Annotated in this window: 13 protein-coding genes; 7 read left to right on the top strand and 6 right to left on the bottom strand. The window is 69.7% G+C overall.

What is annotated here, in order from left to right:
• Positions 1-100 precede the first annotated feature (100 nt).
• On the top strand, positions 101-1414 hold the full coding sequence (locus D0D37_RS03255) for a DUF349 domain-containing protein (protein ID WP_116198995.1): 1314 nt from the start codon (positions 101-103) through the stop codon (positions 1412-1414).
• 125 nt (positions 1415-1539) lie between these two features.
• Here D0D37_RS03255 and D0D37_RS03260 read toward each other — a convergent pair whose 3' ends face one another.
• Complete coding sequence (locus D0D37_RS03260) at positions 1540-2016, bottom strand: Rv2732c family membrane protein (RefSeq protein WP_116198996.1); 477 nt, start codon at positions 2014-2016, stop codon at positions 1540-1542.
• Positions 2013-3494 (bottom strand): tRNA (N6-isopentenyl adenosine(37)-C2)-methylthiotransferase MiaB, encoded by a 1482-nt coding sequence (gene miaB / locus D0D37_RS03265; RefSeq protein WP_116198997.1) that lies wholly within the window; start codon positions 3492-3494, stop codon positions 2013-2015. Before miaB ends, D0D37_RS03260 begins: the two co-directional genes overlap by 4 nt.
• Positions 3495-3751: 257 nt before the next feature.
• On the opposite strand from miaB, the gene D0D37_RS03270 reads away from it, so the two are divergent.
• On the top strand, positions 3752-4462 hold the full coding sequence (locus D0D37_RS03270; RefSeq protein WP_208719773.1) for a heparin lyase I family protein: 711 nt from the start codon (positions 3752-3754) through the stop codon (positions 4460-4462).
• A gap of 19 nt (positions 4463-4481) precedes the next feature.
• The gene (locus D0D37_RS03275) at positions 4482-5399 is read left to right on the top strand and encodes a TAXI family TRAP transporter solute-binding subunit (protein WP_116198999.1); all 918 of its coding nucleotides are present in this window, start codon (positions 4482-4484) and stop codon (positions 5397-5399) included.
• On the opposite strand, the gene D0D37_RS03280 is transcribed toward D0D37_RS03275, so the two are convergent.
• A complete protein-coding gene (locus D0D37_RS03280) occupies positions 5396-6793 on the bottom strand; it encodes a sensor histidine kinase (RefSeq protein ID WP_116199000.1) in 1398 nt (465 codons plus the stop codon). The two genes, D0D37_RS03275 and D0D37_RS03280, sit on opposite strands and share 4 nt — an antisense overlap.
• 3 nt (positions 6794-6796) lie before the next feature.
• The gene (locus tag D0D37_RS03285) at positions 6797-7465 is read right to left on the bottom strand and encodes a response regulator transcription factor (RefSeq protein ID WP_116199001.1); all 669 of its coding nucleotides are present in this window, start codon (positions 7463-7465) and stop codon (positions 6797-6799) included.
• A 280-nt stretch (positions 7466-7745) separates the two neighbouring features.
• Here D0D37_RS03285 and D0D37_RS03290 point away from each other — a divergent pair, with 280 nt between their 5' ends.
• The 4 genes from D0D37_RS03290 (at position 7746) to D0D37_RS03305 (ending at position 11123) form a co-directional block, all read left to right on the top strand.
• Positions 7746-8474 carry an amino acid ABC transporter ATP-binding protein gene (locus D0D37_RS03290; RefSeq protein WP_208719780.1) on the top strand — a complete coding sequence of 243 codons (729 nt, stop codon included), beginning with the start codon at positions 7746-7748 and terminating at the stop codon, positions 8472-8474.
• Between the two features lie 130 nt (positions 8475-8604).
• Positions 8605-9510 (top strand): glutamate ABC transporter substrate-binding protein, encoded by a 906-nt coding sequence (locus D0D37_RS03295; protein WP_116199003.1) that lies wholly within the window; start codon positions 8605-8607, stop codon positions 9508-9510.
• 84 nt (positions 9511-9594) lie between these two features.
• Positions 9595-10242: an amino acid ABC transporter permease gene (locus tag D0D37_RS03300; RefSeq protein ID WP_116199004.1), complete on the top strand. Its 648-nt coding sequence runs from the start codon at positions 9595-9597 to the stop codon at positions 10240-10242.
• Positions 10239-11123: an amino acid ABC transporter permease gene (locus tag D0D37_RS03305; RefSeq protein WP_116199005.1), complete on the top strand. Its 885-nt coding sequence runs from the start codon at positions 10239-10241 to the stop codon at positions 11121-11123. Before D0D37_RS03300 ends, D0D37_RS03305 begins: the two co-directional genes overlap by 4 nt.
• A gap of 69 nt (positions 11124-11192) precedes the next feature.
• Here D0D37_RS03305 and D0D37_RS03310 read toward each other — a convergent pair whose 3' ends face one another.
• Positions 11193-11540, bottom strand: coding sequence for a VOC family protein (locus D0D37_RS03310; RefSeq protein ID WP_116199006.1), 348 nt, complete (start codon positions 11538-11540; stop codon positions 11193-11195).
• Positions 11476-12159, bottom strand: a complete 684-nt coding sequence (locus D0D37_RS03315) for a hypothetical protein (RefSeq protein WP_208719774.1) — start codon at positions 12157-12159, stop codon at positions 11476-11478. Before D0D37_RS03315 ends, D0D37_RS03310 begins: the two co-directional genes overlap by 65 nt.
• Positions 12160-12321 lie beyond the last annotated feature (162 nt).

Genomic DNA, 12321 nt, shown 5'->3' on the forward strand with positions numbered 1-12321 from the left:
GCCCCATGCCCCCGGCAGAGCACGACAACAGCGTAACCCGGCCCCGCTCCCGCGGCGGGGCGCCCGCAGCCGCGGGCGTACAGGCGATAAGGAGCCTGCGATGGCCCAGGAGAACACGTCCCCCGGCACCCCGGCACCGCACCCGGTGCCGCACGCGCACGGCGCCGGCCATGCCGCGCCTCCGGTGCCGCCCGCCGAGCCCGCCCCCGCCACCTGGGGCCGGGTCGACGGGGAAGGCACCGTTTACGTCTTCACCGCCGACGGCGAACGCGAGGTCGGGGTCTGGCAGGCAGGCACGCCCGAGGAAGGCCTGCTGCACTACGCGCGCCGCTTCGACGACGTGCGCACCGAGGTCGAACTGCTCGAAACGCGGCTGAATTCCGGAGCGGGCGATCCGAAGCACGCGCTCTCGAGCGCCACGCAGATCCGCGACGGGCTGAGCGAGGCGGCCGTGGTCGGCGACCTCAAGGCGCTCGCCGCGCGGCTCGAGTTCGTGATCGGGCTGGCGGAGAAGGCGCTGGTCAACGTCAAGCACGAGCGCGAGGAAGCCCGGGCCGCGGCCGTCGCGCGCAAGCAGGCGCTGGCCGACGAGGCGGAGAAGATCGCCGCCGACTCCACGCAGTGGAAGGCCGCGGGCGACCGGCTGCGTGCGATCCTCGACGAGTGGAAGACGGTCAAGGGCGTCGACCGCAAGACCGACGACGAGCTGTGGAAGCGGTTCTCGAAGGCGCGCGAGGCGTTCAACCGCCGCCGCGGCTCGCACTTCGCCGAACTGGACAAGCAGCGGGCGAGCGCGAAGCAGCGCAAGGAAGAGCTGATCGCCGAGGCCGAGTCGATCGCCGATTCCGACGACTGGGGCGCCACCGCCGGCCGGTACAAGGACTTGATGGCCGAGTGGAAGGCCGCCGGGCGCGCCCCGAAGGACAGCGACGAGGCGCTCTGGCAGCGGTTCCGCGCGGCGCAGGACGCGTTCTTCGCCCGCCGCTCGGCCGTGTTCTCCGAGCGCGACGCGGAGTTCGCCGGCAACGCCCAGCGCAAGGAAGAACTGCTGGTGGAGGCCGAGAAGATCGACGTGGCCGCCAACTTCGAGGCGGCCAAGTCGGCGCTGCGCAAGATCCAGGAGCAGTGGGACGAGATCGGCAAGGTCCCGCGCGAACGCATCCGCGAACTGGACGGGCGGCTCAAGGCGGTGCAGGACGCGGTGAAGTCGGCCGAGGACAGCCGCTGGCGCCGCACCGACCCGGAGGCGCAGGCGCGCGCCGCGCAGTTCCGGGAGCGGGTCGAGCAGTTCGAATCGCAGGCCGCCAAGGCCAGGGCCGCCGGGGACGAGCGGCGGGCGAAGAAGGCCGAGGAGCAGGCCTCCCAGTGGCGGGAGTGGATGGAGGCCGCGGAGGCCGCGGTCGCCGATCGCTGATTTTCCGAAAGGGCCGGTACCGCTGGGTACCGGCCGTTTTGCTGCCCCGCCAAAAGTCCGTGAGGGGAACCCTGAGGGAATCAGAGTCCGTGAAGGTTCCCCTCACGGACGTTTGCCAAAAGCGGTCAGGTGCGCGAGAACGCGGTCCGCATCCACAGGGCCGCCAGGACGATCGTCGCGATCCACGCCACGATCATCCCGATTCCCGGACCGTCGCCGGCCGCTCCGCTGGCGTGCGCGGACTGCTGCGACCAGATCGCCAGCAGGCCGTCGACCGAGGCGAACCAGCCGCCCGCGGCGCAGCACCACGCGACCCACCAGCGGCGCGACACGAGCGCGACCGCGCCGATGAACACGCCGACGCCGGTGGACGTCACGGCGAACAGCTGCGGGACCCCGCCCGCCTCGCCGGCCAGCGTCTCCCAGCCCGCGCGGCCCTGGGCCCACGGCAGGATCTGGGCCACGAGCAGCACGAACATCAGCACCGAGATGGTGAAGCCGCGCCTGCCCAGCTCGACCGTCCGCGCGGCGCGGCGGCCCGCGTCGTCGATCTCGTCGCTGAGGCGCCGGTCGATCTCGGCCGGCGTTCCCGGTTCGCTCATCCTGCACACCCACTCACCGGGGCCGGCTGCGCCGCCGGGGCTCCGAAGCCCGGCAGTCCCAGGGTGACCCCGCTCGTCTTGGGCCGAAGACCGGCTTCGGCGTTGTCGCCCGCCCGCGTGCGGCGATGCGTCAGGAGGTCGCCGTCGGCGACGAGGTGGTGCGGCGCGCCGTAGCTGATCACCGTCTCCACGACGTCGCCCGGGCGGACCGAGCGGTCGACGGCCGAGCCGGACGGCGTGAAGTGCACCAGCCGTCCATCGCGGGCGCGCCCGCTCATCCGGTGCGTCTCCGCGTCCTTGCGGCCCTCGCCCGCGGCGACCAGCAGCTCTACCCGGCGGCCGACCAGCTTGCGGTTCTCCTCCCAGGAGATCTCGTTCTGCAGCTCGACCAGCCGGTCGTAGCGCTCCTGCACGACCTTCTTCGGCAGCTGCTCCGCCATTTCCGCGGCGGGCGTGCCGGGGCGCTTCGAATACTGGAAGGTGAACGCGCTGGAGAACCGGGCGGCGCGGACGACGTCGAGCGTCGCCTGGAAGTCTTCCTCGGTCTCGCCGGGGAAGCCGACGATGATGTCGGTGGTGATGGCGGCGTCCGGCATCTTGGCGCGCACCTCGTCGAGGATGTTCAGGAACCGCGTCGACCGGTACGACCGGCGCATCTCTCGCAGCACCCGGTCCGAACCGGACTGCAGCGGCATGTGCAGCTGGTGGCAGACGTTCGGCGTCTCGGCCATCGCGTCGATGACGTCCGAGGTGAACGCGGCCGGATGCGGCGAGGTGAACCGCACGCGCTCCAGCCCGTCGATCCCGCCGGTGGCGCGCAGCAGCTTGCCGAACGCGAGCCGGTCGCCGAACTCGACGCCGTAGGAGTTCACGTTCTGGCCCAGCAGGGTCACCTCGAGCACGCCCTCGGCGACCAGCGCCTCGACCTCGGCGAGGATCTCGCCGGGACGCCGGTCGCGCTCCTTGCCGCGCAGCGACGGCACGATGCAGAACGTGCAGGTGTTGTTGCAGCCGACCGAAACCGACACCCAGCTCGCGTAGGACGATTCGCGGCGCGCGGGCAGCGTGGACGGGAACGTCTCGAGCGATTCGAGGATTTCGACCTCGGCCTCGGCGTTGTGCCGCGCGCGCTCCAGCAGCGTCGGCAGCGAACCGATGTTGTGCGTCCCGAAGACGACGTCGACCCACGGCGCGCGCTTGACGATGTCGCCGCGGTCCTTCTGCGCGAGACAGCCGCCGACGGCGATCTGCATGTCCGGATTGGCGACCTTGTCCGGGCGGAGGTGCCCGAGGGTGCCGTAGAGCTTGTTGTCCGCGTTCTCCCGCACGGCGCAGGTGTTGAACACGACCAGATCCGGCTTCGACGGCCCCGCGGCGGGGACGTAGCCGGCTTCCTCGAGCTGCCCGGCGAGCCGTTCGGAGTCGTGCACGTTCATCTGGCAGCCGAACGTGCGGATCTGGTACGTTTTCGCGTTCATCGCCGTCCAGACTAAACCCCGGAGCCGACGCCGGACCCGGCACCCGCCTCCCGGGCGTTATGCGGCGGCCTCCGCGACCTGGCTCGCCTGGCATTCCGGTAATCGGGAAATGTGCCGTTGACCGGGAACGGAAATGCACCGAACCGGCCACGGAAGAACAATACCGCCGGAATTTTCTCTATTGTTTTCCGCGCGCCCCCGAAGATAAGATCGTCGCCATTGTTTCCGAATCGGACCGCCGCCGCTCTGGAGGAAAAGTGCGCAAGGTTTTCGCCTGCTCCGCGGCTGCTGTCGCGAGCACCCTGGCTGTCGCCGCGCTGGCGGCCGCCCCGGTCGCCGCGGCCCCGGCTCCCCGCTCGGTCACCTGGTCGGCCGACCCCGCCGACGGCGCCAAGGCGTTCAACTCGGTCCAGTGCGCCGACGGCCACTTCAAGACCGCGGACTCCGCGAAGGGCAAAGTCTTCGTCGCCGAGCAGCTCGCGAAGGAGGAACGCTGCGAGGCGGTCGGCCCGGATCTAGAAGCCGGCAAGACCTTCTACCTCGGCTGGTCGTCGAAGTACCGCGTCACCGACTCCACCAGCCGCTACGTGTTCCAGCTGAAATGCAGCCCGAGCACCGGCACCGCGAACCACCCGATCGTCCTCGAGATCATCGGCGGCAAGCTCCGGCTGGAGGAGTGGACGACCGACCACACGAGCGTCAAGCTCTGGGACACGCCGGTCTCGAACGACCAGTGGCACGACATCGCCTTCCGGATCTCGACCGACCGCACCAAGGGCACCATCCAGTTCTGGTTCGACGGCAAACGGCAGACGTTCTCCGACGGGTCCACCACCTACACCGGCACCACGATCGACGGGACCCGCAATTATCTGAAGTGGGGCGTCTACCACGAGGCCGACCAGACGGCGACGCAGTGGTTCAGCAAGATCCGGATGGGCACGAGCCTGACCGACGTCACCGGCTGACCTCTGGCACCATCGCCCCATGCGATGGAGGCTGGCCGCGGCGGTGGCGGCGCTGACGGTGCTGCTGAGCGGGTGCGGGCCGAGCTTCGCGAACCTGCACCTGCGCGTCGCGGCCGGGTCGGTGGGCGGCGTCTACCACGACCTCGCCGGGCCGCTGGCGTCGGCGTGGGCGGGCGAACTCGGCATCGAGACGCCCGAGGTGCTCGCCACCCAGGGGTCGCGCGACAACCTCAACCGAGTGCTCACCGGGGGCGCGGACGTCGCGTTCGTCGCCGCGGACCTGGCCGCCGACGCGGCGGCCGCGCACCCCGGCAAGCTCGCCGCGCTGGCCCGCATCCACGACGACTACCTGCACATCGTCGTCCGCAAGGACTCGCCCTACACCACGGTGGCGATGCTGCGCGGCCGCCACATCGCGGTCGGCTCGCCGGAGTCGGGCGTCGAGTACATCGCCGACCGGGTGCTGAAGGTCGCCGGGCTGAAAGGCGCGGTCGCGGTCGACCAGCTGAGCCTGGACGCTTCGCTCACCGCGCTGGCCGACCGCAAGATCGACGCGATGTTCTGGTCCGGCGGACTGCCGACGCCGCTCATCACCGAGTACAACCGCAAGGTCGGCCTGAAGCTGCTCGACATGTCCATGCTGATGCCGGGCATGCAGCGGTTCAGCCCGGTGTACGGCACCGCGACCATCCCCGGCAGCACCTACGACCAGCCCGGCCCGGTCACGACGCTGGTGGTGCCGAACTTCCTCGTCGTGCCCACCTCGATGTCCGCCGACGTCGCGGAAGCGCTCACGAAGGGCCTGTACGACGCCCGCCCGTCGCTCGCGGCGGTCAACCGGGCGGCGCTGTCGATCGACGTGCATCCGGGGATCGAGACCGGGCCGCTGCCGTTGCACCCTGGCGCGCTGGCGTATTACCGCGCGGAGAAGGTCTAGCCCGCGACCGGGAAGTCCATCGCGATCCGCAGCCCGCCGCCCTCGGGCAGGGACAACCGCGTCTCGCCGCCGGAATGCCGGACGATCTCCGTCACGATCGCCAGCCCCAGCCCCGACCCCGGCACGTTCTGATGCGCGGTGCTCCGCCAGAACCGGTCGACAGCCCGCTCCAGTTCGTCCTCCCGCAGGCCGGGACCGTGGTCGCGGACCGAAACCGTCACGCGGCCCTCGGCAACGCTCGCGGCCACCTCCACGGAGGTGCCGGGAGGGCTGAACTTGAGCGCGTTGTCCAGCAAAGCGTCGAGCACGACCTCCAGCCCGCGCGGCGGCACGAGCACCCGCGCGCCGTTGACGTCCACTGCGCTCTCCAGCGGGACCTCGCGAGCCGCGCCGACCACCGACCAGTCGGCGACCCGGTCCGCGATCACCTCGGCGAGGTCTTCGGACACCAGCTCGCCTCCCGCGGCTTCGGCGCGGGCCATCGACAGCAGCTCGTCGAGAATCTGGTTCAGCCGCTTGGCGTCCACCTGTGCCGCTTCGAGGTCGGCCGCCGCGGTTTCGTCGGTCACCTGGCCGTCGAGATTGCCCAGCCGGATCTTCAACGCCGTCAACGGATTGCGCAGCTGATGCGAGGCGTCGGCGACGAACGCGCGCTGCGCGGCCAGTGCTTCCGACACACTCGCCGCCATCCGGTCGAACGACCGCCCCAGCTGCCGCAGTTCCGGCGGACCGCCGCTCTCCCCCACCGGCTCCGCCTCGCGGCCGCTGACCACGGACGCGACCAGCGCGCCCGTCGCCTCGTCCAGCCGCCGGACCGGGCGCAGCGTCCAGCGCACCACCGGCAGCGCGACGAGCAGCGCGAGCCCGAACGCGACCAGCGCGCACGCGGCCAGCAGCAACCACTGCCACAGCAGCTGGGTGCGGACGTGATCGGTCGCGGATTCCGTCACGACCGCGCCGCGCACCTCGCCGTCGATGAGGATCGGCTCGGCCAGCACCAGCGGTTTGCCGGCCCAGGGCATCAGCAGCGGCCCGGCTTCGGGCGGACGGGCGGCGAGCGCCTCGTTCACCGGCACCTGGATCGCGGCCCGGTCGACGTGTCCGGCGCCGGTGTCGCCGAGGGAACTCAGCACCGGGTCGCCGTCCTGGTTCACCACGACCACTTTCACGCCGTACACGTCGGTGTACCGGCGCAGCTTGGGTTCCAGCAGGCCGAGCTGGTTGTCGAGCAGCGGACGCTGGGCGAGCGAGGCGAACCGCGAGGTGTCGGTGAGCCGGTCGAGGAAGAGCTTCTGCTGGATGCTGCTCGCGATGCTCAGCGCGAGCGGGATGCCGAGCCCGAACACGAGCAGCGCGACGAGCGTGACGACGATGCCCTGCAACCGGACGCGCATCGGTCAGTCCCGCCGGATGCCCAGCCGGTAGCCGACACCGCGCACCGTTTCGATCAGCGCCGGGCGGCCGAGTTTGGTGCGCAGAGTGGCGACGTGTACGTCCAGCGAACGGCTCTCGGCCGCGCCGCGGTGCCCCCACACCTCGTTCAGCACCTGCTCGCGCGAACACACCGCGCCACCCGCCGCCGCGACCAGCGCGAGCACCTGGAACTCCTTGCGGGACAACGCGATCGGCTCTCCCGCGACCAGTACCTCGTGCCGCGAGAGGTCGATCCGGACGTCGCCGACCTCGACGACCGGCACCGTCGGTGCGGTCTTTTCGGTGCGCCGCCTGCGCACCGCTTCGACGCGCGCGAGCAGTTCCTCGACGTCGTACGGCTTGACCAGGTAGTCGTCGGCGCCGGCGCGCAGGCCGTGCACGCGGTCGTTCACCTCGCCGCGCGCGGACACCACGATCACCGCGACGTCGCTGACCGCCCGGATCTGGCGGCAGAGCACCACGCCGTCGACATCGGGAAGGCCGAGGTCGAGAAGGATCACGTCGACGTCGTGAACGCGGTCGAGCACCCCGGCCCCGGACGGCAGCCGCTGCATGGTGAGGCCGCGGCGGACCAGCGCGGGGACGAGCGCGCCCGCGACCCGGTCGTCGTCCTCCACCAGCAGCACGCGCACGCTTGCTCCTCCCCGGTGATCCCGACCACGGTAGCCGGACTCTAGGGCGCCGCGCCCCGCGGACACGGTGCGTGGCGGCCGCCACAGTCCCGACTAGGCTGAAAGCCGACACGACGGCCGCATCCGATACGTAGTTGAAACCCTAAGTATTGCTCAAGCCGTCTTTACAACAGATGTCCCGGTAGTAGGTTTCCGCCAGCGTTGCGGAACCCCGGTTCCGCGGACGCCGACGACCAACGGAGCTCTGGAGGCCACGATGACCACCGAGGTGGCGACGCCGATGATCAAGGCGGCCGCCGTGAACAAGCACTTCGGCGAGCTGCACGTGCTGCGCGAGATCACCCTCGAGGTGCCGCGCGGCCAGGTCGTCGTCGTGCTCGGGCCGTCCGGGTCGGGCAAGTCGACGCTGTGCCGCGCGATCAACCGGCTCGAGCCGATCGACTCCGGCGAGATCGCCGTCGACGGCGTGCCGCTGCCCGCCGAGGGCAAGGCGCTCGCCGCGCTGCGCGCCGACGTCGGCATGGTCTTCCAGCAGTTCAACCTGTTCGCGCACAAGACGATCCTCGAGAACGTCATGCTCGCGCCGGTGAAGGTGCGCAAGACCGCGCAGGCCGAGGCCCGCAAGACCGCGATGGAACTGCTCGAGCGCGTCGGCATCGCGAACCAGGCCGACAAGTACCCGGCCCAGCTGTCCGGCGGCCAGCAGCAGCGCGTGGCGATCGCCCGCGCGCTCGCGATGAGGCCCAAGGTGATGCTGTTCGACGAGCCGACCTCGGCGCTGGACCCGGAAATGGTCCAGGAGGTGCTCGACGTGATGACCGGGCTGGCGAAGGACGGCATGACCATGCTCGTGGTCACGCACGAGATGGGCTTCGCCCGTCGCGCCGCCGACCGCGTCCTCTTCATGGCCGACGGCGAGATCGTCGAGGACGCGACGCCGGAAGAGTTCTTCACCAAGCCGAAGTCGGACCGCGCCAAGGACTTCCTCGGCAAGATCCTGACCCACTGACCCGTTCGGGGGAATCCCCCGGCGCCCCGCGGCCGAGGTGGCTGTAATCGGCCGTGTCCATCGGTGCCGCCCCGACCGGCACCGACGTTCCCGGACAGATTTTTCCCGGACAGATATTGGAGAGACTGACATGAGGATCCGCACCCTCGCGGCCGCTCTGCTCGCCGGCGGGCTGCTGCTCACCGCCTGCGGCAAGGAAGGCGCCCCGGCCGGTTCCGGCGGGGACGCCAACACCAACGCCGCGGCGTTGCCGACCTACGAAGTGGCGAAGGACGTCAAGCTCGACGGCTCGCCGGTCTTCACGAAGATCAAGTCCGCGGGCACGATCACCATCGGCGTCAAGGACGACCAGCCCGAGCTGGGCCAGAAGGACCCGAAGACCGGCAAGTTCCAGGGCTTCGACATCGAGATCGCCCGGATGGTCGCGGCGGGCCTCGGCTTCAGCGAGGACAAGATCAAGTACACGACGGTCGACTCGGCCGCCCGCGAGCAGGCCATCTCCAACGGCCAGGTCGACCTCTACGTCGGCACCTACACCATCAGCGACAAGCGCAAGAAGCTCGTGTCGTTCGCCGGCCCGTACTTCCAGGCCGGGCAGGACCTGCTGGTGCGCAAGGACGACAACTCGATCACCGGGCCGGAGACGCTGAAGGGCAAGAAGGTCTGCTCGGTCACCGGGTCGACCCCGATCCAGCGCGTGCGCGAGCAGAAGCTGACCGACCAGATCGTCGAGTTCCAGAAGTACTCGCAGTGCGTGGAGAAGCTGAGCACGAAGGACGTCGACGCGGTCACCACCGACGACGCGATCCTCAAGGGCTACGCGGCGCAGGACCCGGACAGCTTCAAGGTCGTCGGCAAGCCGTTCTCGAAGGAGCCCTACGGCATCGGCCTGAACAAGGACGACAAGGTGCTGCGCGACAAGATCGACGACCTGCTGCAGGCCGCCGAGACCAACGGCACCTGGAAGAAGATCTACGACGCCACCCTCGGCAAATCCGGCGCGCCCGCGACGCCGCCGGCCATCGAGCGGTACTGACCTGATCCGGCGGCCGGTGGGCGAAGCTTTCGCCCACCGGCCGCCGCACACCCACTATCGGCACACGGACGCGGGGAAGGCTCCATGGACGTCCTGCTCGACAATCTGGACCTCTTCGGTCCGTTCTTTCTCACCACGATCGAACTGTTCCTGATCGCGGGGGCGTGCAGCCTGGTGCTGGGCACGATCCTCGCGATGCTGCGGGTGAGCCCGGTCCCGATGCTGCGCGCGATCGGCACGACCTACGTCACCGTCCTGCGCAACACGCCGCTGACGCTGGTGTTCGCGTTCCTCGTGTTCGCCTACCCGCTGCTCGACATCGTCAAGATCGACTACTTCCCGACCGCCGCGGTGGCGCTGACGATCTACACGTCGGCGTTCATCTGCGAGGTCGTGCGCTCGGGCATCAACACGGTGCCGGTCGGCCAGGCCGAGGCGGGCCGCGCGCTGGGCCTGTCGTCCGGGCAGATCCTCGGCGGCATCGTCCTCCCGCAGGCGCTGCGGTCGGTGGTGCCGCCGCTCGTCAGCATGCTCATCGCGCTGCTGAAGAACACGACGATCGCCAGCGGGTTCTCGGTCGCCGAAGCCGGCGCGATCCGGCAGTACGTGTCCGAGCGCGGCGACAACCAGATGGTCGCGCTCCTGTGGGTGGCGCTCGGCTTCATCATCCTCGTGTCGGTGCTGTCGCTCGTGCAGCGCAGCCTGGAGAAGCGCTGGAGCGTGGCCCGATGAGCACGGTTCTTTTCGACACCCCGGGCCCGAAAGCGCGCGTGCGGCACCGGCTTTACGCGGTGCTCGGCATCGTCGTGGTCGCGGCGCTGATCGCGTTCGTGATCTACCGCTTCATCGACAGCGGCCAGTTCTCCGGCCGCAAGTGGGAGTGGCTGCAGTACTCCCAGGTGCAGAGCGACCTCGCGAACGCCGTGCTGGCGACAGTGAAGGCCTTCGCGCTGGGAGCGGTGCTCGCCATCGTGTTCGGCGCGGTGTTCGCGGCCGGACGGCTGTCCGATCACGCGTGGGTGCGCGGGATCTGCACGTTCGTCGTGGAGTTCTTCCGCGCGATCCCGCTGCTGATCCTGATGTTCCTGTTCTACTACGGCCTCCCGACCCTCGGCGTGGACACGTCTCCGCTGTTCGCGGTGGTGCTCGGCCTGACGCTGTACAACGGCTCGGTGCTGGCGGAGGTGTTCCGCGCGGGCATCCAGTCCCTGCCGAAGGGCCAGAGCGAAGCCGCGTACGCGCTCGGCATGCGCAAGACCCAGGTGATGTTCACGGTCCTGCTGCCGCAGGCTCTGCGCGCGATGTTGCCGACGATCATCAGCCAGCTGGTGGTGCTGCTCAAGGACACCGCGCTCGGCTTCCTGGTGACGTACCCGGAGCTGCTGTACTACGCCCGCTACATCGGCAGCCAGGGCGACTTCGGCCGTCCGATCGTGCCGTCGACCCTCGTGGCGGCCGCGATCTACATCGCGATGTGTCTGCTGCTGACCGCGCTCGCGACGTACCTCGAACGCCGCAACCGCCGCAGCAAGAAGCACATCGACACGGGGGCCAAGGACGCAGCGGAACTCACCGCCGCGGCGACCGGCGGCCTGCGCGGAGGCCCTTTCTGACGGTCCGTTCGTCTTTCGCTTGACGCCCCCGGCGCTGCTTTCGTTGCGGCGCTGGGGGTTTCTTGCTTTTCAGCCGTGCGCGGTCGGATGGCGCGGTTGATACAGCGGCAGGACGCTGCCGCTGGGCAAGCGGATCGACACTCGCGTGCCCCACGAGGCTGTTGTCGCCTCACCGTCCGCTTTGGCGCCCTTGTCGGCCAGCTGGCGGACTGTTTCGTCGAGGTTGTCGCACATCAGGTAGAACTCTTGCTGCGGTTCGCCTTCGGTCGGGTGCACTGCGAGTTCTGTTGGGGGCAAACGGAAAATGAGCCAGCCGTCGCCTGCGTCCACGTGGCCGAGTTCCAGCACGTCCTTAAGGAACTCTCGGTCGGCCGTGGCGTCTTTGCTGTACAGGATCACGTGGGCACCGGTGATCATGGCTGCGTCCTTCCGGAAGTTGTTCTCTGGCAAGGGAAATCGTCTCTTCGGCCAGTGCGGACAGTTCCGCGTCCCGGCTCGCCGCGGCACGAGCCAATCGAGTGATGCCGTCGACCCACGAACCCGTGCTAACGTCGATTTCATCAATGCGAGAACATCCCCGTGACAAGAGCCCCCGAGCATCCTCGTAGCGGCCGCGAGCAACTGCCTTGATCGCTCCCAGTGCGTTGGCCAGCGCACTGGCCGGCTTGGACCACTCTCCGTCCCGCGCGTGGTCGGCCGGATCGCCCGGACCGGCGCCGGCCTCGCGCACGGCGAGGTCAAGCCGCCAGAACAAGGAAACCTCGGCGAACCGCACGAACAGCAACCGCTGTCGCGTCGAGTGGAAGCAGTCAGGCGCCGTCCGGACGGCCGCCACCGGCTGCACCCGCTCCAGCGTCGCCCGTACAGAGGCCAGGCAGCCGGCCAGGCCGCCGTCGGGCACGAGCCACTCGACGTCGATGTCGCTGTACTCGTCCGCGGTTCCCGTGCGCAGCGAACCGCGCAGCTGCGCACGGGAACCGGGGCACGAGACAGCCAGCGCCCCGATGATGCGGTCCGCCAGCACGTCCCGCTTCATCGTCGGCACCGGTGCCGGTGCCGGTTTCGGCTTCGGCACTGGCGCTCGCCCAGCCGTCCGGCCGGACGGGGTCTGATCCATGCCATTACGCCCGCTATCGCCGTTTGAGGAGGAACTGCCTATCGCCCAACCACAACTGAATACGCCCGCAGACCGGGTGAA

It is taken from the genome of Amycolatopsis circi, from assembly GCF_003385235.1.
In the GTDB taxonomy this organism is placed as follows: Bacteria; Actinomycetota; Actinomycetes; order Mycobacteriales; family Pseudonocardiaceae; genus Amycolatopsis; species Amycolatopsis circi.